The organism is Bacillus basilensis (assembly GCF_050630465.1).
Taxonomy (GTDB): domain Bacteria; phylum Bacillota; class Bacilli; order Bacillales; family Bacillaceae_G; genus Bacillus_A; species Bacillus_A basilensis.
In genome coordinates this window covers 53,382-78,032 of the sequence record NZ_JBNTQO010000003.1, presented here as the reverse complement: position 1 = coordinate 78,032, position 24,651 = coordinate 53,382, and the positions used below count along the sequence as shown (strand labels likewise).

At 34.4% G+C, this 24,651-nt stretch carries 26 protein-coding genes; 7 read left to right on the top strand and 19 right to left on the bottom strand.

Features of this window, described 5'->3' with window-relative positions:
- Nucleotides 1-18 precede the first annotated feature (18 nt).
- Nucleotides 19-1,257, bottom strand: a complete 1,239-nt coding sequence (locus ACQVV1_RS06985) for an MDR family MFS transporter (RefSeq protein ID WP_242255132.1) — start codon at nucleotides 1,255-1,257, stop codon at nucleotides 19-21.
- 66 nt (nucleotides 1,258-1,323) lie between these two features.
- A complete protein-coding gene (locus tag ACQVV1_RS06980; protein ID WP_000965141.1) occupies nucleotides 1,324-1,731 on the bottom strand; it encodes a hypothetical protein in 408 nt (135 codons plus the stop codon).
- A gap of 137 nt (nucleotides 1,732-1,868) precedes the next feature.
- On the opposite strand from ACQVV1_RS06980, the gene ACQVV1_RS06975 reads away from it, so the two are divergent.
- Entirely contained in the window at nucleotides 1,869-3,071 is a 1,203-nt protein-coding gene (locus ACQVV1_RS06975; RefSeq protein WP_242255130.1) for an alanyl-tRNA editing protein, read from the top strand.
- A 44-nt stretch (nucleotides 3,072-3,115) separates the two neighbouring features.
- On the opposite strand, the gene ACQVV1_RS06970 is transcribed toward ACQVV1_RS06975, so the two are convergent.
- Complete coding sequence (locus ACQVV1_RS06970) at nucleotides 3,116-3,559, bottom strand: NUDIX hydrolase (RefSeq protein WP_309259209.1); 444 nt, start codon at nucleotides 3,557-3,559, stop codon at nucleotides 3,116-3,118.
- A gap of 104 nt (nucleotides 3,560-3,663) precedes the next feature.
- Here ACQVV1_RS06970 and ACQVV1_RS06965 point away from each other — a divergent pair, with 104 nt between their 5' ends.
- The gene (locus ACQVV1_RS06965) at nucleotides 3,664-4,245 is read left to right on the top strand and encodes a DUF6434 domain-containing protein (RefSeq protein ID WP_242255127.1); all 582 of its coding nucleotides are present in this window, start codon (nucleotides 3,664-3,666) and stop codon (nucleotides 4,243-4,245) included.
- Between the two features lie 7 nt (nucleotides 4,246-4,252).
- Here the strand turns inward: ACQVV1_RS06965 and ACQVV1_RS06960 are convergent, their stop codons facing one another.
- The 8 genes from ACQVV1_RS06960 to ACQVV1_RS06925 all read right to left on the bottom strand — a co-directional run bounded on the left by ACQVV1_RS06960 (nucleotide 4,253) and on the right by ACQVV1_RS06925 (nucleotide 12,298).
- On the bottom strand, nucleotides 4,253-5,344 hold the full coding sequence (locus ACQVV1_RS06960; protein WP_242255125.1) for an acetyl-CoA C-acyltransferase: 1,092 nt from the start codon (nucleotides 5,342-5,344) through the stop codon (nucleotides 4,253-4,255).
- Entirely contained in the window at nucleotides 5,337-6,800 is a 1,464-nt protein-coding gene (locus ACQVV1_RS06955; protein ID WP_309259210.1) for an acyl-CoA synthetase, read from the bottom strand. Before ACQVV1_RS06955 ends, ACQVV1_RS06960 begins: the two co-directional genes overlap by 8 nt.
- Before the next feature lie 65 nt (nucleotides 6,801-6,865).
- Entirely contained in the window at nucleotides 6,866-7,441 is a 576-nt protein-coding gene (locus ACQVV1_RS06950; RefSeq protein ID WP_309259211.1) for a biotin transporter BioY, read from the bottom strand.
- A 123-nt stretch (nucleotides 7,442-7,564) separates the two neighbouring features.
- A complete protein-coding gene (locus tag ACQVV1_RS06945; RefSeq protein WP_309259212.1) occupies nucleotides 7,565-9,178 on the bottom strand; it encodes a long-chain fatty acid--CoA ligase in 1,614 nt (537 codons plus the stop codon).
- Between the two features lie 134 nt (nucleotides 9,179-9,312).
- Complete coding sequence (locus ACQVV1_RS06940) at nucleotides 9,313-9,963, bottom strand: ABC-2 transporter permease (RefSeq protein ID WP_309259213.1); 651 nt, start codon at nucleotides 9,961-9,963, stop codon at nucleotides 9,313-9,315.
- Complete coding sequence (locus ACQVV1_RS06935) at nucleotides 9,964-10,815, bottom strand: ABC transporter ATP-binding protein (protein WP_242255118.1); 852 nt, start codon at nucleotides 10,813-10,815, stop codon at nucleotides 9,964-9,966.
- Between the two features lie 46 nt (nucleotides 10,816-10,861).
- Complete coding sequence (locus ACQVV1_RS06930) at nucleotides 10,862-11,650, bottom strand: helix-turn-helix domain-containing protein (RefSeq protein ID WP_242255116.1); 789 nt, start codon at nucleotides 11,648-11,650, stop codon at nucleotides 10,862-10,864.
- 444 nt (nucleotides 11,651-12,094) lie between these two features.
- Entirely contained in the window at nucleotides 12,095-12,298 is a 204-nt protein-coding gene (locus ACQVV1_RS06925; RefSeq protein ID WP_000810206.1) for a hypothetical protein, read from the bottom strand.
- Nucleotides 12,299-12,450: 152 nt separating this feature from the next.
- Between ACQVV1_RS06925 and ACQVV1_RS06920 the strand changes: the two genes are divergently transcribed.
- Together ACQVV1_RS06920 and ACQVV1_RS06915 are read left to right on the top strand one after the other, a co-directional pair.
- Nucleotides 12,451-13,263 (top strand): GNAT family N-acetyltransferase, encoded by an 813-nt coding sequence (locus tag ACQVV1_RS06920; protein WP_309259214.1) that lies wholly within the window; start codon nucleotides 12,451-12,453, stop codon nucleotides 13,261-13,263.
- A gap of 171 nt (nucleotides 13,264-13,434) precedes the next feature.
- Nucleotides 13,435-13,647 (top strand): CsbD family protein, encoded by a 213-nt coding sequence (locus tag ACQVV1_RS06915; protein ID WP_000160409.1) that lies wholly within the window; start codon nucleotides 13,435-13,437, stop codon nucleotides 13,645-13,647.
- Between the two features lie 212 nt (nucleotides 13,648-13,859).
- Here the strand turns inward: ACQVV1_RS06915 and ACQVV1_RS06910 are convergent, their stop codons facing one another.
- Nucleotides 13,860-15,338, bottom strand: coding sequence for a DUF4822 domain-containing protein (locus tag ACQVV1_RS06910; RefSeq protein ID WP_431168708.1), 1,479 nt, complete (start codon nucleotides 15,336-15,338; stop codon nucleotides 13,860-13,862).
- Nucleotides 15,339-15,782: 444 nt separating this feature from the next.
- Here ACQVV1_RS06910 and ACQVV1_RS06905 point away from each other — a divergent pair, with 444 nt between their 5' ends.
- Nucleotides 15,783-16,211 carry a cytidine deaminase gene (locus ACQVV1_RS06905; protein WP_017560432.1) on the top strand — a complete coding sequence of 143 codons (429 nt, stop codon included), beginning with the start codon at nucleotides 15,783-15,785 and terminating at the stop codon, nucleotides 16,209-16,211.
- 112 nt (nucleotides 16,212-16,323) lie between these two features.
- Here ACQVV1_RS06905 and ACQVV1_RS06900 read toward each other — a convergent pair whose 3' ends face one another.
- Genes ACQVV1_RS06900 through ACQVV1_RS06890 form a run of 3 tightly spaced genes read right to left on the bottom strand, consistent with a single transcriptional unit; the run spans nucleotide 16,324 to nucleotide 17,882 of the window.
- Nucleotides 16,324-16,575 carry a DUF2164 domain-containing protein gene (locus ACQVV1_RS06900; RefSeq protein WP_001983516.1) on the bottom strand — a complete coding sequence of 84 codons (252 nt, stop codon included), beginning with the start codon at nucleotides 16,573-16,575 and terminating at the stop codon, nucleotides 16,324-16,326.
- 17 nt (nucleotides 16,576-16,592) lie between these two features.
- Entirely contained in the window at nucleotides 16,593-17,045 is a 453-nt protein-coding gene (locus tag ACQVV1_RS06895; protein WP_242255111.1) for a peptidoglycan recognition protein family protein, read from the bottom strand.
- A gap of 15 nt (nucleotides 17,046-17,060) precedes the next feature.
- Entirely contained in the window at nucleotides 17,061-17,882 is an 822-nt protein-coding gene (locus ACQVV1_RS06890; protein WP_242255109.1) for a protein phosphatase 2C domain-containing protein, read from the bottom strand.
- A 126-nt stretch (nucleotides 17,883-18,008) separates the two neighbouring features.
- On the opposite strand from ACQVV1_RS06890, the gene ACQVV1_RS06885 reads away from it, so the two are divergent.
- Entirely contained in the window at nucleotides 18,009-18,818 is an 810-nt protein-coding gene (locus ACQVV1_RS06885; protein WP_252209165.1) for a YitT family protein, read from the top strand.
- 20 nt (nucleotides 18,819-18,838) lie between these two features.
- On the opposite strand, the gene ACQVV1_RS06880 is transcribed toward ACQVV1_RS06885, so the two are convergent.
- Entirely contained in the window at nucleotides 18,839-19,210 is a 372-nt protein-coding gene (locus ACQVV1_RS06880) for a VOC family protein (protein WP_242255105.1), read from the bottom strand.
- A gap of 236 nt (nucleotides 19,211-19,446) precedes the next feature.
- On the opposite strand from ACQVV1_RS06880, the gene ACQVV1_RS06875 reads away from it, so the two are divergent.
- Nucleotides 19,447-20,973: a BA3702 family sensor histidine kinase gene (locus ACQVV1_RS06875; RefSeq protein ID WP_242255102.1), complete on the top strand. Its 1,527-nt coding sequence runs from the start codon at nucleotides 19,447-19,449 to the stop codon at nucleotides 20,971-20,973.
- Nucleotides 20,974-21,034: 61 nt separating this feature from the next.
- Here ACQVV1_RS06875 and ACQVV1_RS06870 read toward each other — a convergent pair whose 3' ends face one another.
- The 3 genes from ACQVV1_RS06870 to putP form a co-directional block, all read right to left on the bottom strand.
- Entirely contained in the window at nucleotides 21,035-21,646 is a 612-nt protein-coding gene (locus ACQVV1_RS06870; protein ID WP_063221300.1) for an alpha/beta hydrolase, read from the bottom strand.
- 24 nt (nucleotides 21,647-21,670) lie between these two features.
- The gene (locus tag ACQVV1_RS06865) at nucleotides 21,671-22,609 is read right to left on the bottom strand and encodes a ring-cleaving dioxygenase (protein ID WP_309259217.1); all 939 of its coding nucleotides are present in this window, start codon (nucleotides 22,607-22,609) and stop codon (nucleotides 21,671-21,673) included.
- Nucleotides 22,610-22,963: 354 nt separating this feature from the next.
- Nucleotides 22,964-24,442, bottom strand: coding sequence for a sodium/proline symporter PutP (gene putP, locus ACQVV1_RS06860; protein ID WP_431168707.1), 1,479 nt, complete (start codon nucleotides 24,440-24,442; stop codon nucleotides 22,964-22,966).
- Nucleotides 24,443-24,651 lie beyond the last annotated feature (209 nt).

Below are 24,651 nucleotides of genomic sequence, written 5' to 3'. Positions count from 1 at the left end.
CGTCTACTGGGGCTTATTTTATTTCGCATGTACTTCCATATTAGAATTTCCATCATATCTTTTTTTCAATAAACCTTTCGTAACTAACAGAACTGGAAACGCTACAGTTGAAAATATAGCTAGCGCTGAAAATACTACAAATCCATTTTGGTACCCGTAATAATCGAGAAGTACGCCCCCAAACCATGGACCTATTACTGCTCCAATCCCCGAAAACCCCATTGCTCCAAAATATGTCCCTTTTAAATGTGGAACAGCTATATCATCTATAAATACATCCGTCATTGAAAACATGAGAACTTCTCCAATTGTAAAAATAATTGTACAAATGGCAGCACCTAGCGTAGATTCTACTATTCCAAATCCAAACAATCCCCCGCTCACAAATAAAGTTCCCACCATAATGGATACTAACGGTGTATACTTCTTACACATTTGAATAACAGGGTATTGAATTACGACTACAACAATCGCATTTAAAGCGAGCATATATGAAAATAATTTCACTCCATCCTGGAATATATGTGCATTTGCAAAATATTGAGATACTGTTGTCGTTAAGTGAGAAAAACCACAATTACTCAAAATAATACCAACTAAAGCAACTAAAAATACGACATCCTTTCGCAAAATGCGAATTGCATTTAACATTGTGACAGGCTTTTCTGTATTCACTTTCTTTTTGTCAATGGGATACTTCTTAAATTGGAACGCTAATATAGCTGTATATAGAATATATACTCCAGCTGCTACTAAAAAAGGAATTGTAGATTTTGCGCTTCCAATTTGTAATCCGACAAGTGGGCCAATCGCTACTCCAACATTGATTGCACCGTAACGCAAATTATATACGAGTAACCGATACTCTGGTTTCGTTAAATCTGATAATAATGCTCTTGACGTGGGTTCAAAAAAGGACCTACATAATCCATTCAAAGCATTTAATAAAAAGAAACTTAAAACATGATCTGCAAGTGAAAAACCTATGAATACAAACACCCAAACGATCATGGACCATATTATAATCATATTTCGACCGAATCGATCAGATAAATTCCCTCCAATAAAACTAGCAAACACTCCAACAAGTGCACTCGTTCCGATAATAGCACCCGTCATTCCAGCTGATACACCTTTAACAGTTGTTAAATAAATTGCTAAAAAAGGAATACTCATTGAAGTAGCAAATCTAGCAAACAATGTCCCTAAAATAATACTCATTCCAAGTGGATGAATATGCTTTAACTTCCCCTTCATCTTTAAACCTACTCTCCCTGTTCTTACATAAAAAAAGAAAGCAAAGGATCTGCTTTCTTTCCCTTTTTATACTTGAGATGTTGTTACCCGAGCAGTTCTCGTTATATCCATATCTATGCCATATGTAAACTGTAATTCTTTACAAACATCTTTAATTAAAATTGCAACATTATACTTCTCATTAAATTGTAAAACGATGTTTTCTACTTCTTCATATGTATACTTATATTCCCCTGTAATGACACTTTTTAAATCAAAGCATTCATTTATACAAAGTTGCACAAGTAGCTGGTCATATTTTTCTATTACATCTTCTTTCTTCCACAGTACCTCTTTTACATATAACCGATCAAACTTCACACTTTCTCGATTACAATCCGTTAAAATCCGGGTCATTTCATTTAATTCTCGATACAATTCAGAAATATTTTTGCTTAAACTAAGTAGTTTATCTACGCCGTTTTCATATAACATATTCATTCCACCCCCGCATTTTCTTCCTCTTATTATAGCAAGAAAATTCTAAAAATAGTTTCTTTCTTCTGAAATATTAGGAAACTAATTTCGATTGCTTTACAATGAAACTAGCGAACACGAAAGGGGAAAGAAAATTGGAGCAAAAATTATATTACACTGATGCTTATAAGCAAGACTTTACTACAAAAGTTATAAAGCAAGATTATGATAAAGACGGTAACTTATACGTTATTTTAAACGAAACGGCATTTTATCCAACAGGTGGCGGGCAACCCCATGATACTGGAACTTTAAATGGCATTGCTGTACTTGGTGTTGAAGAAGTCGACGAAGAAATCCGCCACTTCATTGCAGAACAATTACATACAGAAGAAGTAGAAGGTAAAATTAATTGGGAGCGCCGTTTTGATCATATGCAACAACATGCGGCTCAGCACATTTTATCTGCTGCTTTTTGGGATTATTTTAACATACCTACGATTGGATTCCATCTTGGTAAAGAAACGGTAACAATTGATTTAGAAACAGAAAATTTACATGCAGAAACGGTTGAAAAAGCAGTACAAATTGCGAACAAAATTGTTTTTGAAAATCATCCAATTCTTATTAAATGGATGAACTTAGAAGAAGCGAAAACATTACCACTTCGCAAAGAACCGACTATGACAGAAAATATACGCGTTGTTATGATCGAAAACTTTGATTATAACGGCTGTGGTGGAACGCATCCGAAACGTACAGGTGAAGTAGGGCCTATTCAAGTACTAGGATGGGAACGTAATAAAGGCGGCATACGATTAACATTTATCGCTGGTTGGCGTACACTTAAATTAATGGGACAACAGCAACAGATTATGAAGGATGTTTCTAAACAATTAAACAGTAGCGAAGCTGATATTCCAGCAAAAGTAGCACAACTTCTTACTTCTCAAAAAGAAAATGAAAAAGCAATGCAAACAATGACTGAAAAATTATTATATGCAGAAGCAAATGAACTACTTCAACACCCTACAGAAATCCATGCTGACATACTTATTTCTAAAGTATTTATAAATCGTTCTATACAAGAAATCGCAAAGCTATCCGCTATTATTACAGAACAACAAGAGCATGCCATTACATATTTCGTTATTGAAAACGATGACAAATTACAATGCATCCTCGCTTGCGGAAAATCAGTATCATACGATATGAATGCTCTTTTAAAAGATGCACTTCCTGCCATTGAAGGAAAAGGTGGTGGAAATAAAAAGAGTGCTCGTGGTGGCGGGAAAGCGCCTATGAGCGGGGATGAGTTTTTAAATCAACTTATTTCTTCTTTACAGTCAGAAGTCTAAAACATGTTTATGAAGGATAGCTAACGGCTATCCTTCCACTATATTTATAGACCTATATTTCGTTTTAACCCTTGATAACTCCCTGCATTTACAAAACCTTCACTTATAAGAGAAATAAAAGTTTCCGAAAAACCATACTGACTTAAATCTTTAATCGGTACCATTTGCACATCATGAATTGGATTATGATCAAACTCGTTAGAAGGTAGCGTAATTTCACCTTCAATCCTTTCAAGCAAAAACGTAATATGTAATAGAGACGGGAGAGCATCTGGTTTATCACAAACATATAATAGCTTCTTAATCTTAACTTCCAATCCTGTTTCTTCTCTCATTTCTCGAATCATTGCTTCTTCTAACGTTTCACCATTCTCTACCCTTCCCCCCGGTAAAGACCAATTCCGATTAGCAACTTTTTGCTTTACTAGCAATACTTTTTCAACTTCAATTAAAATTCCCGTAACACGAACTTGCATTACATTTTCCATATACAATCTCCTCTCCCTATTAAATTTACAAATAAATCCTTCCACAAAAAGAACGTATGTTTTATAATTAAAGAAAATTATGGAAGAAAGAAGTTGTTACATTCATGCGTCCATCTTTAACAAAGTCTATATCACTTGAAGATTTCCAAAGCTATTATTGGTTAAAAGCAGAACTCCAAACATTTTGTCGTGAGTATGGTTTACCAGCTAGTGGTTCTAAGATCGAAATAACCGAGCGTATCTCACATTATTTAACAACGGGAAAAGTATTAAAAAACAGTTCTTATCACAAGGTGAGTAAAATTTCTCTTTCTTATAAAGATCTTTCTCTTCAAACTGTTATTACTGAAAATCACCGCTGTAGCGAAGATGTACGGGCTTTTTTCAAAGAAAAAATCGGAGCAAACTTCCGTTTTACAGTAGCTCTTCAAAAATTTTTTAAAGAGAATGTTGGAAAAACATATGAAGACGCAATAACGTTTTGGTATGAGGAAAACGAACGAAAAAAAGACCCGTCTTATAAAACAACGATCAGCGCGCAGTTTGAATATAATCGCTTTACTCGCGACTTTTTCGAAGATCCAAATAACAAAGGAAAATCAAAAGCTGATGCTATCGCTACTTGGAACGAAATAAAAGCAAAGCCTGGTAGCAATGTTTATGTTCCTCAAAAAGTAGAAAACTAGTTCCTTTCTAGTCTTCTACTTTCTCAAATAATAGCGCAAGCCCTATCCCGCCCCCTATTCCTAATGTCGCGATTCCATACTTCATATGCTCTCTTTGCGCTTGATAAAACAAACGCGTTACAAGCATAGATCCAGATGCACCGTACGGATGACCGAGCGCAATTGCACCACCATTTACATTTACTTTTTCGTACGGAATTTGTAACTCCTTTGCACAAGCTACAACTTTTGAAGCAAACGCTTCATTTATTTCAAAATAATCGATGTCTTCTACCTTTACATTCATTTCTTTTAATAATTTGTGCACTGCAAATATTGGACCAGTTCCCGGAAGGTTTGGATTCACTCCAACTACAGCACTACGAACGAAACGAAGAACTGGCTTGTATCCTAATTTTTTGGCTTGCCCCTCTTCCATGACAAGAACGGCACATGCCCCATCATTTACACCGCATGAATTACCTGCCGTTACTGTACCATTTTGTAAAAATGCGGGTTTTGTTCTTTTAATGATTCGTTCATAATTCATTTCTGGCTTTATAGATTCATCTAATAATCCATTAAAAGACAATATTTCATCATGTATATATCCTTTTTCTAACGCTTGCAGTGTTCGTTTATAACTAAGGCAAGCGTACTCGTCTTGCATTTCTTTCGTTATGTTATAACGTTCTGCAACATATTCAGCCGCTACTCCCATATTAGGATCACCAATTGTTTCAGGTGAAAATCGCGCTCTATTTTGAAAAGGTGACGTACTTGTACTCTCTACTCCTCCGGCGATATAGCACTTACCGGCCCCGCCTTGAATGAAATGACATGCGGTGCGAATCGCTTCCAATCCGGCACCACATTGCCGGTCAATCGTTACACCAGGAATATGATAGCCAAGTCCTGCCTCTAAAGCAGACAATCTCGCAACATTCCCTCCTGGTCCAACAACATTCCCTAATATAACATCGTCTATTTCCTTCTCAATTCCTTTACCTAGAAATGAAAGCAGTGGTGCGGCTAATTGCTGAACTTCATAGTCTTTCAACATCCCATTAATCTTACCAATAGGTGTTCTTTTCGCTTCTACAATAACCGCCCTATTCATATATTTTCTCCCGATTTCCAATCATACTTTTTGCTGCAATACGAGCAACTTTCCCGCTATTTGTATACGGTATTTCATCTGTAAAATGCCATTCTTTCGGTATTTTAAACGAAGATAATCGTTGTAAGCAAAAACTCTTTAATTGTTGCTTCGTAGCACTTCCTTTTACGATCGCGACAGGTTTTTCACCCCAGTAACTATCTTCCATACCAATTACAACTATTTCATCAACAGCTGGATGTTCATGTAATACACTTTCTATTTCTTCTGGGAAAATATTAATTCCTCCAAATAAAATCATATTCTTCTCTCTACCGACAATATAAATAAATCCTTCTTCATCTTCATAACCTACATCGCGCACTGTCATCCAGCCATCTGCATTCAACTCCCGTGCTAAAACCCCATCTATTATGTATCCCATAAAAAACTGATCACTTTTCACATAAACAGTTCCTATCTCGCCGTTCGGTACTTCTTTTCCTGCTTCATTACATATTCTAACCTGCACATTGTGACAAGGTTTCCCTACTGAATTCGGCTTTCTTTTACTTTCTTCCTCGACTAGTGCTGTTACAAAACTTAGCTCTGATGCACCATAAAATTCATATCTTTTTGCATACGGAAATATATTCTTTATTTTTTCTTTTGCCTCAGTTTCCCATTTCGCTCCAGACGAAATAATTTTCATTTTATTTTCTATTACTCTATTTTCTTTATATAAAGATTCAAGCATTGTCGGAACTGTATACATGACTGAAATATGTTCCGTTTCTAACTTATCCAGCACTTGATCTGAAATAAACTTTCTCATAATGTGCACTGTTTGCCCTACATATAATGCACTTATTGCGCCATATAAGAAAAGAGAATGAACGAGCGTCCCAGCTATTAAAATAGAATCTTCTTTTTTCATATGAAAGTCATGTATATTACAATCGAAACTATGAACCCACGATTGTTGCCCACGTAAAAACGCTTTTGCTTTCCCAGTCGATCCTGATGTGAATCCCATATAAAAAGGAGCATTTTGTACATTTTCTATAGGGAAATATGTAGGAAGATATTTCTCAATCATCCTTTTCCACTCATCAATTTCAATTACTCTTCCTTCTTCACCAGGTAGATCATTTAACTTATATCTCTCTGTCACAATCATATCCGGATTACTAATTGCAATTCTTTCTTTGAGCTCATCTTGTTTCCACTTTATATCTAGTGGCACACAAACCCATCCGGCCATAGCAGCACCAGCGAATAGTTGTAAAAACTCTATACGATTTTCTAATATGATTGCTATCGTTTTATTCTTCGATCCTTTTTCATTCAACCAGCTTGCTACTTTACACACTGACTCAAACCATTCTTTATATGTTAAAACTCGATCACATTCCTTTATCGCTATTTTATTCGGTTGTAAAGAAGCATGCTTTTTATATTCTTTTGTAATCCCCATTTGAGACGTCCTTTCTTTCCAAAATACTAAAAAGAAACACGCAATAAACGTGTTTCTTCTCTTTCTTATCCCGCATTTGTATATTTCCTATTCTTTAGAGCAGGCGTAATAATATGTTTCAATGAACGGTGTAATTTTGTTACAAGAACTGCTGCAATAATTGCTTTTATACAATCCCCTGGTAAAAACACAGCACTCACTTTCATCGTCTCCCATACGGAAACACCCATTAAGAAAGCTTGTACAGTAATACCAAATACATAAACTACGAAAATACCACCAATTATATTAATGCATAATACTTTTATAATAGAAACTTCACGTAAACGCTCAATTAAATAACCAATGACAAACGCTCCAACGATATAACCAAGTAAGTATCCTGCACTTGGCCCAACGAATACACCTGGACCACCTCGTCCACCAGCAAGTAATGGTGCTCCAACTCCTACAATAAGTAAGAAAATAAGCTGACTTAATGCACCAAGACGTGATCCTAACAGTCCACCAGCAAGCATAACACCAAGTGATTGTAATGTAATTGGAACTGGTGTGATAGAAAGAGCAATTGGGGGTATTAACCCTAATACTCCCATAATAGAACTAAATAAAGCGACGAAAACTAAGTTTTTTGTATTCATATTTGCTTCTCCTATTTGTAAACTTAAAATGATTTTTGGATAACATATTATAGGAGTTATATTATCTTTCTCCTCATCCTTTGTCAACTTATTTTTATAATCAGTTTACAAATATAAATTCAATTATTTCTCTTCATGCAAATGCTGAAGTTCTTTCCGAAGCGCTTGTTTTAAAAACTTCCCAACAGATGTTTTCGGTATTTCTTCCATAAATACAATATCGTCTGGTAACCACCACTTCGCAAACTGTGGTTTTAAAAACTCATATATTTCTTCTTTTGTTACTGCACTATTTTTCTTTTGAACAACGCAGGCAACCGGTCGCTCTTGCCACTGCGGATGAGGTACAGCAACGACAGCCGCTTCAAATATAGCATCATGTGCCATTAAAGCATTTTCAAGGTCAACTGAGGAAATCCATTCTCCACCGCTTTTAATAACATCTTTCGTACGGTCAACAATTTTCACGCAGCCTTCCTCATCAACCGTAACGACATCTCCTGTATATAACCAGCCATCACGAAAACCTTCAACAGTACGCTCATCGTTATAATAACTTTCAGCGATCCATGGTGCTCGTAAACATAGTTCTCCCATCTCCGTACCATCCCACTTTACTTCACCATTTGTACCGACTACTTTCATCTCTACACCAGGTACAAGATATCCTTGTTTTGATCGGATTTCTAATTGCTCTTCATACGATAATTCCGTTTCATAACTTTTTAAACGTGCAAGTGTTACAAGTGGACTTGTTTCCGTCATCCCATACGCATGAATGAAAGGAACATTATGTTTCTGTTCAAATGCTTTAATAACGCTTTTCGGTGCAGCTGCACCTCCGCATAATATTCTCGTCATACTAGATAAATCGTAACTATTATTTTCTAATTCTTGTAATACACCAAGCCAAATTGTCGGCACACCGGCAGCTAACGTCACTTTTTCTGATTGGATCATTTCTAATAAAATTTTAGGCGTAAACATTGGTCCTGGCAGAACTTGTTTTGACCCAAACCAAGTAGCTGCGAAAGGAAGTCCCCAAGCGTTCACATGGAACATCGGTACAATCGCCATTGCCGCATCACTTTCCGATAAGGCAGCTGTATCCGCTAAACCAAGTGCCATACAATGCAAAACAGTACTACGATGCGTATATACAACACCTTTTGGATTTCCTGTAGTTGCTGACGTATAACACATACCAGCAGGTGTATTTTCATCAATATCTTTTACAAATTGGAAATTTGGATCGCCTTCTTCTAATAGCTTTTCATAATGATATACAGGCTGAAGTATAGTTTTTGGAAGTTCATCTTTATCTGTCATAATAATGTAGGCTTGTACAGTTGATAATTGTGATTGAATTTTTTCAACGAGTGGTACGAGATCTTCATCGATAAGTAGAATTCGATCTTCTGCATGCTGAATAATGTATGAAATATGTTGAGGAGATAAACGAATATTAATTGTGTGTAAAACGGAAGCAATACCAGGAATAGCAAAATACGCTTCCACATGTCGATGATGATTCCACGCTAACGTTCCTATACGCTCGCCTTCTTTAATCCCTAATTTTTTCAACGCACTGGAAAGCCTTCTCGTCCTTTCACCTAACTGCTTATACGTTAACGTCGTAACTGTATCATGTGTCCGTGAAACAATTTCTTTCTTTGAAAACAGTTTTTCTGCTCTTTCTATCATAGAACTAATTGTTAGCGGTACATTCATCATCATTGGTTATATCCCCCTTTAAAGCGTTTTCATTTTTTGTTTATTATAACAGACTTCTACAAATAATTACGACATTTTTCTGTATTTTCTGAATTATTCCTTTGGAAATAATTCAGAAAATACTAAGAGAAGATATACTAAAATTCCTTCTTACGATATATAAATACCGAAATAACAAAAGAAAAGATATATATGATAACACCAAATATCGTATATAAAATTGAAACGTATAAAGATGAATTTAAATTTGATATTGGAAATTGTTCTATTAGATAGCCAATTACACTTTGTAATCCAAAATAAGTAACAAGCCCCCCACATGCGCCTCCAATTGTAATGGCATCAGATTTTTCTGCTCCAAAAACATAGAGGAGTGGATAGGCTATTGCTCCGGCATTAAGAATGATGAAAGTCCCTAAAGAAACACTCTTAAATATACCATCATCAATTGGTGTATTTGAAACTAAACCATGTACATAAAATATGCCATATGATAATAAAGTACCAATAATTACAACTGAAAAATAGAAAAAGTAGTGACTTTGCACAATATTACTTCTAGTAACAGGTAAAGTAAGTACATATTTTTCATAACCTGACTTACTCTCATATTTAATAACTTCAAGTGCAGGAATCGCAGTAAATAAGATAATGAACGTAGCAATTAAACGGTACATTGAAGCATCACCAAAATAAAAAACGAATCCGGCTCCCAATATCGCTATTCCCATGAACATAAAGAAAGTTCGATACACTAGATAATAGTTCGTCAATAATAAACCTCTCATTTATTTTTCACTCCTCGTTAATAAGACACTCATTTCTTCTATCGAGATGGTTCTATGAGCAATACCACTTGGTAATTTATGCACATCTGATACGAGTACATTGAAATAAGAACCATGGTCTCTCTTTGCCACAACTATATCTTTATTGATTAAAGCTAGTTGTTCCACATCAACATCTACGATGGTGTAACTGTCTAAAACCTTATCTTTTTCTTCGTTCAATAAAATTTCTCCATCTTTTATAATGATAAGGTGGCTAGCTACTTTTTCTACATCACTCATAATATGAGAAGAAAGTAATATACCACCGTTACTTTTACTCACAAAACTTTTTAATTCCTCTAACACGCCCTCCCTAGATGAAGGATCCAGACCTCCCGTCGCCTCATCTAGGATTAATAATCTGGCATTATGTGACAGTGCAACAGCTATAGTTAGTTTCATTGACATCCCACGCGAGAATTTACCTACTTTCTCATTAGTAGGTAAAGAGAAAGTATTTACTAATCTATAAAAATTATCTTGGTCCCAAGATTCAAACATCTTTTCAAAAACCTTATTTAATTGCTTTATTGTAAGATGAGCCGGTAGATTCATAGCATCAAATACGACTCCTATCTTTTCCTTAATCTTGGTATCTTTATTTATATTTTCTTCACCAAATATTTTTACTGTACCACTATCTTTAGAAATTAATTCTAGTACTGTTTTAAAGGTTGTTGATTTCCCTGCTCCATTGTCACCAATAAATCCAACAATTGACCCCGACGGCACATTGAAGGAAACATCTCTTAAAACAACTTTGTTTCTAAATGATTTACTTAAATTTTCAATTTCTAGAAGATTTGACATCATTACACTCCTATCTTAACTTTTCATAAAAATATGTTTTCTACTATTAAAAATTATCCACTTTTTCTCTCACTTTCTTTTTCAGTTTAAAAATAAAACGATTACTATATTCTTTATTTTCTACTAAAATTCGATACACCTCTAATACTCCTAACACACGAACAAAAAGATAAACTCCGATAGCAATAAGTACAACGCAGTACGGATAATACTGCACTAATTCTCCTGAAGTGATATGCTTTTTCTCAAACAAAAACGGTATTGCACCTGCGGCTATAAAACAAAATCCAACAATCATTACTGCCGCATACTTCTTCTTAATAGTCGCATATCTTTTTGTCAATTCTTTTAGAAAGTTTTGATCAAATAGTAGTTCTTCCTTTGTCAATACATTGTATCGACTCTCTTCTATCGTTACAGGTACCATCATCGCTCCAATTCCAAGGACAGCAATGATAATAACAAGAAATGTCGACATTGTTGCATTTTCTTTAAATAATAAATACGGTATTGTAGATAAAATGAGCAAACTAAATCCTAGCGCTATATATTTAGAAATTTTTTGTCCATACACTACATACCCTTCTGCCATTTCCTGACTTACGTAATATCCATCTACATTTTCATTACTTTGCTCAGCAGTTTCTTTTAATAAATAGTCGAGTGATACTTCAAATACATTTCCAATTATTATTAACTTTTCAGTTTCAGGAAAACCTTGACCGTTTTCCCATTTACTAACCGCTTGTCTCGTTGTGTTTAATTTCTCGGCTAACGCTTCTTGAGAAAGACCCTTTTCCTTTCTTAATTTAAAAAGCTTTTCACCAAATCCCATATGTGTGTCCCCCTTTGTTTTCTTAATTAAATTGTATGTTAACATTACCCTTATCTCTATCTTCCTGCGGTTGCACTTTGTCAACTTACGGTTGCGATTGTGTTATATAGCGATTTTGTATACGATTTAGCTATTTTCCTTATATGATTTTGACGTTAATAAAACAAACTCTCCTAATACCAAATTATAACAATTATAGGTAATTATTGTTATAAGAAACCAAAAAAACTCCCTTATTCATTTAAAGGAGTTTTTAATATGAAGCATTCCAAGAGGAGCTGTTTTTTCTTCCTCCTATTGCCTCACAATTTCTTCTATATATTTTTATGTGTCATATAACGAACTATGTACAGCATATGTTTTCATCTCTTTATCTGAGGCCTACTCATATATATGTAAAATATTACTCTTATTAACTCCCCTAATAAAACTACTTCTCAATACTCATAACGGCTTCTGCTTAAACTTTTCATAATGTCGTACTTTTAATAAAAGGATATTCCCGCAATCTGTACAAATATAAGCATCTACTGGTGAAGATGTGAACATCGTCTCCTTTTTCCGTATTTGTGCATAACCGACAAACTCACCTTCTCCTATGTTATGAGAACCACAATTAGAGCATGTCTGCACGTCTTTCTGTTTCATGAGAGCACCACCTTTAATCTGTTTCTACTCCCTTCGACAATCCACTTCCATTTCCCTTCCAAAAAACCTCTAATTCTCTTACATTTCAACAGGAATCTTAGAACAGAAAACGTATATGTACTATGAAATGTATTTAATGACGGGGGAATTTTATGAGTACTATTCTGACACTTAATACAGCAAGTGAAATTGAAAACGCAGAAATACATATGCTTTCTTCTAGATTAGCGCTACTACAAGCAATAAGCGGAAATCCAATGCAAGTACAAATGAAAAAGTTCGGGAGTGCCACTGCCTTTTCATCAAAAATAATTGCTGGTCCTGCTTTTAATACAGTAAAAGGCGTTACCTTTACAAATACAGATGAGATAGATGCGATTATCTCTTATTATCAATCACTACAAATTCCTTGCCGTTTTGAAATTACACCAGCGCAAGGTACAGCTGAACTATTTCAATACTTATCTGAAAAAGGATTTTACCAATATAGCTTCCATACCGCTTTATATAGTAAACCGAAAGAAGATCCATCTCTTCTTCCTTCTAACATTTCAGTACGCAAGCTAAAAGAAAATGAGTTTGATATTTTTGCAGATATATATGTACGTGGTTTTAACATGCCATCCTTTACAAAAGATGGCGTGCGCCAAAATAACAAAATTCTTTACAATAAACTAGGATGGCATTTTTTCATAGCTGAAGTTCAAAATACTCCTGCTAGTATAGGAGTTCTCTATATAAATAACGGTGTTGCCTCATTAGCCGCTTCTGCTACTTTGCCAGAATTTCAACGTAAAGGCTGTCATACTGCATTAATTCAAAAACGAATTGAGACAGCTATTGAATCCAATTGTCATTTAATAGTTGGACAAGCAAGGTTCGGTAGCGGCAGCCAAAATAATATGGAACGTGCCCATATGAAAATCGCTTATACGAAATCAATATGGACTGCAAAAAACATATAATTAACATTCTTTCTCTTTTTATTACACTTTTATACATTTTATTACAATTTATTTTCTACCCTATTAATCATTTGAATATTCAAACTAGATTTGTTACGCTATTACTAGATACATCATTCAACTTGCAATATGAAAAGAAAATTCTAATCAAACTACAAGGAGGAGAAATGTATGACTAAACATGATCATGGTTTAAAAGAAAAAGTAGAAGGTGCCATCGATAAAGTAAAAGGTGAAGTAAAAGAAGTTGTCGGGAAAGTAACTGACAATAAAAAATTACAAGCTGAAGGAAAATGGGATAAAGTGAAAGGCACTGCTAAAGATACTGTCGGTAATGTGAAAGAAAAAGTTCATGAATATAAAGAGCATAAAGAGAATAAATAAAAGAACGAAAATGTATGGTTGTGCAAGTAGTAAGTTACTAGATATTTGCATTTTATATTTACCCATAAAATCATTTTAAAACGACAAATAGATGCCTTCGGGCATCTATTTGTCTATAAACAACTATTTTAATTATATAACCACTCTGACTTTTCATTACTAACATTTTCTAACACAATGCCTTTACTAGAGCCAAAAATTACTTTTACATCTTATTTTGTGAAATTTGGTTTTAGGTCTCCTGTATATGGTTCGTGCTCAACAAAGATTTTTATATCTTTTCCATTCGCATCTTTCCCCATTCTTGTATACGTAAATTTCTCTTTATTTAATTCTGTAAGTTCAAGAACTGCACCGTATTTATTATTTCCTAACGAAACGTGAGCTCTTATTTTATTACCATGTACAACATCAAAGAAACCATAGTCTCCACGACTTTCTCCTGTATTCACATTAAAAAACTCATATTTATTTGTACTTTTATCATATTTTGCTAGACTGATTAAGTTTGAATTGTATTTTGTTACATTATTGCCCTGTTCGTCTAATACCACCGTACCGTTCCATAGTGTACTAGATAGTATTTTATCTCCATCAACATCCGTAACTATTTTACCCGTCGAGCTCTCTAAATTTTTATCAGGTCGCGTGAAAGATAGCTCTTTTTTATGATAAGGAACATGTTCAACAAATACTTCTACATCGTTCCCTTTTGCATCTTTCCCCATTCTTTTATATGTAAATTTCTCTTTATCTAATTGCGTTAATTCAACAACTGCTTGATAATTTTGCGTCTCAGAAATTAGTACTCTTTTCTTTCCATCGTTAGTTATAAAAAAGGTACCGCTATCATTACGACTCTCTCCTGTATTTGCATTAAAAAATTCATACCTTGCTGTTTTAGCATCATACTTTGCAAGCCCAATGAAATTTTGATTTTCTTTCGTTAAATCATTATGATCTTTGTCATAGACTTTTGTCCCTTGCCAATTTGTTTCACCAAGTATGCTAGCTAATAGTTGCCCTTTCGTTTGTTGAGTTTGCTCAGTTTCTTGTATTGCATTGTATAAAAATTGTGCATACTGTTCACGCGTCACATCCATATTTGGAGCAAAATTCCCTCCGCCTACTCCTTTTGCAATATTATTTGTTTGAACAGCACTAATTGCATTGCTTGCCCATGAGTTCGTTGAAACGTCATTAAAAGTGTGATCACTCTTTGCCTTTAAATGAAAAGCATTTGTAAGAACCTGTGCCATTTCTGCACGTGTTAAGGATGCCTTCGGTCTAAAGTTCCCATGCTCGTCACCCTTAAAAACGCCCATTTCTGTTAAAGACAAGATTTCCTTTTTATAGCTTGTCGACTCTTCACTTACATCTCCATATGGATTCTCATAATTTTTGTCTTCTGCCAAATTAAAATAACGATATAGTAAAGCTGCAACTTGTTCGCGTGTCACGTTATCTCCAAAACCAAATCTCCCATCATCATAGCCAAAAATGATTTTCTCATCTGTTAATTGCTGAATCGCCTCATATGCCCAGTGCCCCTGTGGAACATCTTTGAATACACCAGTATGATTCGTTTGTGGTGTAATCGCTTCTGCTTTCACTTCTCCATTTTTTTCAGTTAATAGAACTCCACCTAGAACTGCTGATATGATACATGTTTTTAAAATTGTTTTATTCATAGCTTTCCAATCCCTTCCTTCATTTAACAAAGAATTACACCACTTTTCTTCCAAAAGAAGACTCTATGTGAGCAATTCATGTTTTAAATTTTCATTACAGCTAATTGGATACAAAGTGTTACACCTCCAAAGTTCTTTTTCATAGTATCCATAGCTGCTATATATAGGAATTATAAATAGCAACTATAAATTGCCCATAAATAAATTATTAAAAAAAGATAAAATTAAGATAATATATTTTTAATCTCAATCTAAAAAACGTTATTCCTTCTCATCTAGCTCGTTAAGAAAGAATAACGTTTTTTTTAATTCTAGCGTTCTTTTTGGAAAAAAGATGGTTTGAAATTAAATGTTCATTCCATTTTTTTGTTTATGTTATTATGATAAAAGAAAGAATATTTCGAAATAATAAACCTGAATTTGGGCAGAAATGAGGAAAAGAAATTGAATATTGAGCAACAATTATATGATGTGGTGAAACAGTTAATTGAACAAAGATATCCAAACGATTGGGGTGGAGCCGCAGCGATTCGTGTAGAAGATGGAACAATTTATACAAGTGTTGCTCCGGACGTAATAAATGCTTCAACAGAACTTTGTATGGAAACAGGTGCAATTTTAGAAGCTCATAAATTTCAAAAGAAAGTTACACATTCTATTTGTCTTGCAAGAGAAAATGAGCATTCTGAATTAAAGGTACTCTCACCTTGTGGTGTATGCCAAGAACGTTTATTTTACTGGGGACCAGAAGTACAGTGTGCGATTACAAATGCTAAACAAGATATTATTTTTAAACCTTTAAAAGAGTTGCAACCATATCATTGGACAGAAGCATATCATGATGAAATGGCAAAAGAATGGAGTACGAGATAGGGGAATAAGTTTCATTATTTTCCTGCTGACAATGAAAAAATTTCACGGCCTTTTCCAAATAAAACATCGGAAAAAGCCGTGAAATAACACTTATTTTATAATTGACGGAAGTTTACTTCCCTTCACTCTTCTCTAACACATACAAATCTTCTTCAATATTAGATAGTTTCTCTGTTACAAGCTTTCTAGCATCTCCAATTGCTTGATTGTATGCAAAAGGTCCTACTAATTTAATCATTTCTTCTATTAAACGTTCTGCTTGAAAACGCCCAATTTCATCTAAATCTTCTTCAACGAAAAATTGCTGAATTTGTGCTACAAGCTCTTCTTTTTTATCATTTGGTATTTTTATATTCATCATCATTTATTACTCCTCTATATTTAAGATAGTAAGTTTCTTAACTCTACCATAGAAAAGCGATTTCCAGGACAAGTTTTTGTAACACCTTCTAGCTCCCTATGACCAAGTACATTTCCTTTCTCTATAGAAAACTGCTTCATAAACATTTTACATAAAGAATATAATGCATTCATTTGTGCGGTAGTTGGATCATATTTATCAAAATTACCCGTCATACATATTCCAATTGTATCTCTATTATGATCTTTCGCATGCGCTCCAATATGTAAACCTCGCCCTTCGACTACAGTTCCATCTTCTTCAATAAAATAATTGTAACCGATCCCGCTCCATCCTTTTACTTTTTGATGAAATTCATGTGTTTGATACACATCCCATCCATCTTCGGATGTATGGTGGATAATTAGTTTATTTACTTTTTCTAAAGGAACTAATTCGTCTTTAAATGCTAGATTTGCACATTCAATTTCCATATGAATTGCCTCCTCTTAAAAATCAATCATTATTATTGTTTTATCATCTGGTCTTATTCTCTTTTCCACTTCTAGCTCTTCGATAATTGCTACATATTCACTTATACTATTCTTTCTTATATATGCAACAGTTTGTTCGAGTGGCCAATCTGGGTGAAATAATCCGTCTGAACAAATAAAAATCCTGCTCACTTCATCTATATGTAATTCACCATGCTGTAAATAATGTATCGCTTCTTTCATTCCATTTGCAACGGAATACCCCCCCTGCATATTTGCAAGATAACGATTATATTTTAACTGTTCTCGCACATCTTGAAAAACATATTCTTCTGGTACAGATAACCCTTTTTTACGATCTTCTTCTCTCTTCTTTTTTGCTCGTTTACTAATCCCTTCAACTGTGTCTTTCGTTAATACTTGCATCGTTCCATTTTGAAGTATTGCGACAATCATACAGTCCCCTAATTGTGCGTATTCAATTTTTTCACCATCTATTTTAACTGCCGCAATACATGTACACCATAAATGCTCTTTTTTTCTCGTATCTACTTTATATTCTAACATTTTGCTTTGCAATGCTTCATTTGCTTTGGTAACTGCAACTTGTAAACTATGATTTTCACGTAATGAAGCAAAATAACTTGCAAATAAATGTGAAGCGATGTATGCTCCATTATGTCCTTTTTCATCACGAAACGGGACAAGTGGTGTTGCACCATCACATACACCATAAATCTTATTTTCTTCATTACAAAAGTAAGAATCCTCACATTCTTGCTTCAACGGGCTTTTTTGTTGATATGTTTTTATCTTCACAACTGTATCCCCTTTCAAAAGATAAATTATTCAAATTATTTCGATTAATCTATTTTTCCGAAATAAACTGTTTTTACCCAAAACTTTCAATATCATATATAATCTTGAAATAATATGAATTTTTTAGTGAAGGACGGGAAAGAGATGGTCAGATTTCTTGGTGTTATTATTGGTTCTATTATTATTGCGATTGCCTTTAATCTTTTCCTTATCCCCCACAAAATTTTAAGTAGTGGAATTGGCGGAATTGCTATTATTTTAGGGATTGTAACTCCTGTAAACACAGGTATTATTAACTTTGTATTAAACTTACCTATCCTTATTTTAGGGTACATAGGTCTTGGAAAAAAAGTAATTTTCAACACAATGGTCTCTGTTATTGTATTATCTGTTGCATTATACTACGTTCCCGTGAAAGTCGTAGCAACAGATCCACTTTTATCATCTATCTTTGGTGGTGTCATTGCCGGAGCTGGTATCGGTCTTGTTTTTAACTGTAATGGATCAACTGGTGGTTTCGATATTATCGGTATGTTATTATCTCGCAAAAGAGACATTAAACTTGGCGGATTCCTTATTATTTTAAATGCAGTTGTTGTAATAATTGCAGGATTTTTCTTCACTTGGGATGTTGCTCTTACAAGCTTACTTTCCATTTATGTGACTGGTAAAGTCATCGATGCTATTCATACGAAACATCGAAAGGTTACACTTATGATTGTAACAAATGAAGCAGAAAAAATGAAAAAACAACTTCTTTCAACTGTTGTACGTGGAATTACATTACTTGATGGCGAAGGTGCTTATTCCAGCGAAAAAAAACGTGTACTTATGACAGTCGTTTCTCGTGAAGAATTAGCAAGCATGAAATTAACAATTTCTGAAATTGATCCTCATGCATTCGTTAACATTACCGAAACGGTTGAAGTATTAGGATTGTTTAGAAAAGGTTAAAAAACTAGGTGGATTTCCACCTAGTTTTTATTTTCCATAAATTCAATTCGATTTCCGAACGGATCTGACACGTAAAATCTAGTTACATCTGGTCGTGCATGATCATCTATTACTTCAATACCTTGCTTTATTAACTCTTGTTTAAATTCATCAATTTTTAAAACATAAAAAGCTGGGTGCGCCTTTTTAGCTGGATTAAAGTTTTGCTCAACTCCGATATGAATCTCTTGATTTCCACACTTAAACCAGCACCCACCACGCTTCTTTAATTCCTCTGGCTTCGGTATTTCCTTCATACCTATTTTTTCACCATAAAATTCTCGTGCTTCTTCTTCACACCCTACAGGCGCAGCTACTTGCACATGATCAATCCCTTGAATATAATTTTTCATTCTCTCTCCCCCTCCTCTATCCTAATTTTATAAGGAAAACCTAATCCTGTAACTTACAAAAGGTTTATAAAACAATATAAGCTCCCCTTATTACCACCCTACATTCACTTTACAAAAAATAAAAAAAACAAAATTCATTCTATAACTTCCATTTTTTATAGCAATACACATTACATCTATATTATAGTTATTAATAGACAACTCTTTTTAGATGCTATTTGTACGGAGGAAATAATATGAGTCGGAAAAAATATTCATCTACTCAAAAAAAACGTCATCCAAATATTTCAGGACGTTTGCGAAACCATATACAAGATCGTTCTTTAGCAGAAATGTACGCATCTCTGTTCGAACATAATCCTGATAGTATTATTTCATTAAATTTAGAGGGAATGATTATACACACTAATCCTTCTGCCGAAAGAATACTAGGTTACACTTCTTTAGAATTAGAGCGAAAAAACATTACCTCTATTCTAGAAGCACATATTTCTGAGCAAGTATTACAATATATAAAACAAACTAAAGCCGACAATCAACAAGAGTATATCGTATCTATTTATCACAAAGACGGATATTTATTAGATGTCGTAACAAAATTAGTTCCTATTTTTTCAAGAAAATGTCTAACAGGCGTGTATGCCATTATGAAGCCTCTTGAAAAATCAGAAAGAATTGAGAAAATGCTTAAAGAGAGTGAACAGAGATTGCGTACATTAGTGAACTCCATGCCTGCGTTTGTTATATTTAAGGATCATGAAGGGCGCTGGCTTGAGGCAAATGACTACGCGCTTTCTTGCTTCAATTTCCATCATGTACCTTACCACGGGAAAAAAGATAGCGAACTCATTCAATATAATGAAGCGTACCGAGAAGCTTTTTTACATTGTGAAGAAGTCGATGAACTAGCATGGCAACAAAGACAAATTCTTCATGGTGAGGAATTTATTATACATAGAGATGATTTCGATCTAATCTTAAGTATATCGAAAGTTCCACTTTATCATCCTGATGGTTCTCGCAAAGGTCTTATCGTGATGGGAAGAGATGTTACTGAGTTAAAAGAAACTGAAAAGTTATTACGAAAATCTGAAAAGCTCGCAGTAGTCGGACAACTGACAGCTGGAATTGCCCATGAAATTAGAAATCCACTTACTTCTCTAAAAGGTTTTCTTACATTGCTACTCCCTGAAATAAATGAGGAGCAGAAATGGTATATCGATGTTATGTTAAGTGAAATTTCACAAATGGAATCTATCACAAGTCAATTTATGGCGATGTCCAAACCACAAGTATTATCTATTCAAACGTGCAACATACAAACTTTAATTGAAGAAGTAGTTACATTTATTTTACCAACTGCTATTATGCATAGCGTTCATATCATTATGGACCATTTCGATTACGTATATGATATTCAATGTGATGGTAACCAATTAAAACAAGTTTTTATAAACATATTAAAAAATGCGATAGAAGCGATGCCAAATGGCGGAAATATTTTCATCCAAACAAAACCATTAGAGGATACTTTCATCTTAATACGGATTATCGATGAAGGTTGCGGCATTCCAGAAGATCGTATCTCCCGTCTAGGCGAACCTTTTTATAGTTTAAAAGAAAAAGGTACAGGGCTAGGATTAATGATGTGTTACAAAATAATTGAAGAACATCATGGTAAATTACACATTTCAAGTGAATTAAATAAAGGTACGATCGTTGATATTCAGCTACCACTTTCTTCATCTCACCTTACAATCTAGTCTTAAAAAATAAAAGAAGCATCTGCTAACGAATAGCAGATGCTTCTTTTATTTTTTGTACTTATAGAACTGTTTTCTCATACCACTCTTTTGCTTTTTCTACTTCACCCATCGTTAATTGATGTCCTCTATTTTCCCAGTGCATTGTTACGTTTGCATTTGCACTTTCTAATAACGTCTTCAGTTCCTCTGACTCAGCAGGTGAACAAATCGGGTCATTTGTCCCCGCCGCAATAAACACGGATTTCTCAGCTAAATTAGGTAATTGTGTTCCTCTTCTAGGCACCATTGGGTGATGAAGCACAGCACCTTTTAACGCATTTTCATAATGGAATAATAAGCTTGCCGCAATGTTTGCTCCATTTGAATAACCGATAGCAACAATGTTATTTCTATCAAATTCATATGTTTTTGCAGCTTCATTTAAAAATTCATTTAATTCCTTCGTACGGAAAATAAGATCCTCTTCATCAAAAATACCTTCTGCTAATCGGCGGAAGAAACGCGGCATCCCATTCTCTAACACATTTCCACGGACACTTAATACCGAAGCTTCCGGGTCAATTATTTCTGCAAGTGGTAATAAATCTAATTCATTACCACCTGTACCATGAAGTAATAACAACACTGGTTTTGAAGTATCTTTCCCTTTTTGAAAAACATGTTTCATCATAATCCTTTTCCCCTTTCAATCACTTTAATCTAAATTTCTCACTTCAAATGGTAAAAGTGTTTGTTCAATCTGTTTTCTATGTTGTTCATATTGCTCTGGTAACTTTAATTCCTCACCCATCGTCTCTAACGATTCGTCATGAGCAAAACCAGGGGGATCTGTCGCAATTTCAAATAAGATTTCGCCGTGTTCTCTAAAATAAATTGCGTTAAAATAATTTCGATCTTGTACAGGAGTTACGTGGTATCCAAAACGGGACACACGCTCTTTCCAGTCTAGCTGATCAGCATCGTCACTCGCTCTCCAAGCAATATGATGCACTGTACCAACGCCCATTTGGCCACGACCGATTGTTGATAATTTTAAATCAATTATATTTCCAATATCAGCAGAAGAACGGAATCGAACGAATTCCCCCTCTTCTCCAACTTTCTCAAGACCCATAACATGCTCTAACAGTTCAGCCGTTTTTTGAGGCTGTGCCGATAAAAGAACCGCACCGCCAAACCCTTTAATTGCTACTTCTGGCGTAACTTCTCCAAAAGTCCAATTATTTAATTCGCTCTCTTCTCTTTCTACTAATTCTATATGCAAACCATGTGGATCATCAAATTCTAAATACTGCTCTCCAAATCGAGTCATTTTCGTATACGAAACATCGAATTTTTCTAATCTATTTTCCCAAAATTCCATTGCCCCTTTTGGTACAACATAAGAAGTGATCCCTACTTGACCGTCACCAATAACTCCTTGACGAGCACCTGCCCATGGGAAAAACGTAATAATTGTTCCGGGCTTTCCATCTTCATTACCAAAATAAAGATGGTACGTACCTGGATCATCAAAATTCACTGTTTGTTTCACTAAACGTAAACCTAATACACCAGCATAAAAATCTACATTTTCTTGTGGATGTCCTACAATTGCTGTAATGTGATGAATTCCCATCGTCTTCTTTTCCATTTTCTCCGCTCCTTTTTCATTTCATTATAAAAATTGCTTTACATTAAAATTCATTATTCATTTTGTCCATACCGCAAAGTAAAATCCATCATGATGATTTTATCTCGAAATTGAGATATTGATTATAAAAACAAACATTATCATCTAACTTATCGAAATTATCTCGATTTCGAGATAATTTACTAAAAAAATATTTACTCACTCTATAATCATAACAAACCTTGATTTAGAATGTCATTTTTCTCGAACTCAACACTTATTATAAGTTACTTACCTTTCTTTGTCAATAAGCTACTTATTTCATTTAAAATGAAAAGAGAGTAAACGCTATTCACCGATTACTCTCTTTTCAAATCATTTCGTTTCTTCTTCCAGTACTGCTTCCATCTCATTAAATTCACGATGAATTTCTTTAACTGGTTCTTTCGTTAATAAACTTACAATAATAACAGCTAATAAACTACAGAAGAATCCAGGTACCATTTCATACATAGTCGCTTTTAAACTTGGAATTTGTACCCAAGTAATAACAACTACTGCACCGATAATCATTCCGGCAAGAACGCCCCATTTATTCGTTCTCTTCCAATATAAACTTAATAAAATTGCTGGTCCGAATGCTGATCCAAATCCTGCCCAAGCATATCCAACAAGCGTTAAAATTGTATCACTTGGATGATACGCTAAAACAACTGCAATCATCGCTACTACTAATACTGACAGCCTACCGATAAATACAAGTTCTTTATCACTTGCGTTACGACGGAAAAATGTTTTATAGAAATCTTCCGTTACAGCACTTGAAATAACAAGTAATTGTGAGGAAATACTACTCATAATCGAAGCTAAAATAGCTGATAGTAAAAACCCAGTAATGTACGGATGGAATAGAATATTTGAAAATGTTACAAAGACCATTTCCGGATCTTGTAATGTCGCATTATTTTTAGCGTAATAAGCAATACCAACTAGACCAGTAAGCATTGCACCTATGATTGAAATCGTCATCCAACCGATACCGATTCTACGAGAAGTTTTCAAATCTTTAATAGAGGTAATTGCCATAAAGCGGACAATAATATGTGGTTGACCGAAATACCCAAGACCCCATGCTAAAAATGAAATAATACCAAGTATTGTAGTCCCTTTAAACATATCTAAATGCGATGCATCAACTTGCTTAATTGTATTGAATGTTTCTGTTACACCACCGACATCTGTAAAAGCTACAATTGGAACTAATACAAGAGCAATAAACATAATACAACCTTGCACAAAGTCGGTCCAACTTACTGCTAAAAAGCCACCGAATAGTGTATAAGCAACAACGACACCCACAGTTACAAATAAACCAATTTTATAATCAAGGTTAAAAGAATTTTCAAACAAACGTCCACCTGAAACTAAACCAGCCGACGCATAAAATGTGAAAAATACTAAAATGACGATAGCGGAGACAAAACGAAGTATTTTCGTACGATCTTTAAAACGATTCTCTAAAAAATCCGGAATCGTAATTGAATCATTTGCCACTTCTGTATACGTTCGCAAACGCGGGGCCAAAATTAAATAGTTTGCATAAGCACCTATTAATAAACCTATCGCAATCCATACACTTGATAATCCTGTTGCATACATCGCACCAGGTAATCCCATTAGCATCCAACCACTCATGTCAGAAGCACCAGCTGATAAAGCTGTAACTGCTGGACCGAGTCCCCTTCCGCCTAACATATAATCTGATAAATCGGATGTCTTCTTATAAGACCAATAACCGATATACAACATACCTACCATATAAATAGCAAGCGAAACCATAATCTCAATCTTCACCAAATCTCTCCCTTAGTTACATAAGCCATTCAAAATTTCGAAAAATGACTTTTTCTATTTTCTTGTTTTCGCTTATGGTTCCCTACCTTAACAAACATTTTTTGTTCTTTCAAGTGAACAAGCACTTTTTACTACATGTAAAAACCTTTATAAACGCCTTTATCCCAGTGGATTACCCCGCTTTCAAAAATAATTAAAGTAAAAATATT

Excerpts from the sequence above, each read along its gene's own strand:
- ACQVV1_RS06985 (WP_242255132.1), bottom strand. The coding sequence starts at position 1,257 with ATGAAGGGGAAGTTAAAGCATATTCATCCACTTGGAATGAGTATTATT.
- ACQVV1_RS06895 (WP_242255111.1), bottom strand. The coding sequence starts at position 17,045 with ATGGAAATTGAATGTGCAAATCTAGCATTTAAAGACGAATTAGTTCCT.
- ACQVV1_RS06960 (WP_242255125.1), bottom strand. The coding sequence starts at position 5,344 with ATGAATAGGGCGGTTATTGTAGAAGCGAAAAGAACACCTATTGGTAAG.
- ACQVV1_RS06910 (WP_431168708.1), bottom strand. The coding sequence starts at position 15,338 with ATGAATAAAACAATTTTAAAAACATGTATCATATCAGCAGTTCTAGGT.
- ACQVV1_RS06875 (WP_242255102.1), top strand. The coding sequence starts at position 19,447 with ATGAGTCGGAAAAAATATTCATCTACTCAAAAAAAACGTCATCCAAAT.
- ACQVV1_RS06885 (WP_252209165.1), top strand. The coding sequence starts at position 18,009 with ATGGTCAGATTTCTTGGTGTTATTATTGGTTCTATTATTATTGCGATT.
- ACQVV1_RS06880 (WP_242255105.1), bottom strand. The coding sequence starts at position 19,210 with ATGAAAAATTATATTCAAGGGATTGATCATGTGCAAGTAGCTGCGCCT.
- ACQVV1_RS06970 (WP_309259209.1), bottom strand. The coding sequence starts at position 3,559 with ATGGAAAATGTAATGCAAGTTCGTGTTACGGGAATTTTAATTGAAGTT.
- ACQVV1_RS06870 (WP_063221300.1), bottom strand. The coding sequence starts at position 21,646 with ATGATGAAACATGTTTTTCAAAAAGGGAAAGATACTTCAAAACCAGTG.
- ACQVV1_RS06930 (WP_242255116.1), bottom strand. The coding sequence starts at position 11,650 with ATGGGATTTGGTGAAAAGCTTTTTAAATTAAGAAAGGAAAAGGGTCTT.
- ACQVV1_RS06955 (WP_309259210.1), bottom strand. The coding sequence starts at position 6,800 with ATGGGGATTACAAAAGAATATAAAAAGCATGCTTCTTTACAACCGAAT.
- ACQVV1_RS06865 (WP_309259217.1), bottom strand. The coding sequence starts at position 22,609 with ATGGAAAAGAAGACGATGGGAATTCATCACATTACAGCAATTGTAGGA.
- ACQVV1_RS06965 (WP_242255127.1), top strand. The coding sequence starts at position 3,664 with ATGCGTCCATCTTTAACAAAGTCTATATCACTTGAAGATTTCCAAAGC.
- ACQVV1_RS06920 (WP_309259214.1), top strand. The coding sequence starts at position 12,451 with ATGAGTACTATTCTGACACTTAATACAGCAAGTGAAATTGAAAACGCA.
- ACQVV1_RS06900 (WP_001983516.1), bottom strand. The coding sequence starts at position 16,575 with ATGATGATGAATATAAAAATACCAAATGATAAAAAAGAAGAGCTTGTA.
- ACQVV1_RS06950 (WP_309259211.1), bottom strand. The coding sequence starts at position 7,441 with ATGAATACAAAAAACTTAGTTTTCGTCGCTTTATTTAGTTCTATTATG.
- ACQVV1_RS06980 (WP_000965141.1), bottom strand. The coding sequence starts at position 1,731 with ATGTTATATGAAAACGGCGTAGATAAACTACTTAGTTTAAGCAAAAAT.
- ACQVV1_RS06925 (WP_000810206.1), bottom strand. The coding sequence starts at position 12,298 with ATGAAACAGAAAGACGTGCAGACATGCTCTAATTGTGGTTCTCATAAC.
- ACQVV1_RS06915 (WP_000160409.1), top strand. The coding sequence starts at position 13,435 with ATGACTAAACATGATCATGGTTTAAAAGAAAAAGTAGAAGGTGCCATC.
- ACQVV1_RS06935 (WP_242255118.1), bottom strand. The coding sequence starts at position 10,815 with ATGTCAAATCTTCTAGAAATTGAAAATTTAAGTAAATCATTTAGAAAC.
- ACQVV1_RS06945 (WP_309259212.1), bottom strand. The coding sequence starts at position 9,178 with ATGATGATGAATGTACCGCTAACAATTAGTTCTATGATAGAAAGAGCA.
- ACQVV1_RS06940 (WP_309259213.1), bottom strand. The coding sequence starts at position 9,963 with ATGAGAGGTTTATTATTGACGAACTATTATCTAGTGTATCGAACTTTC.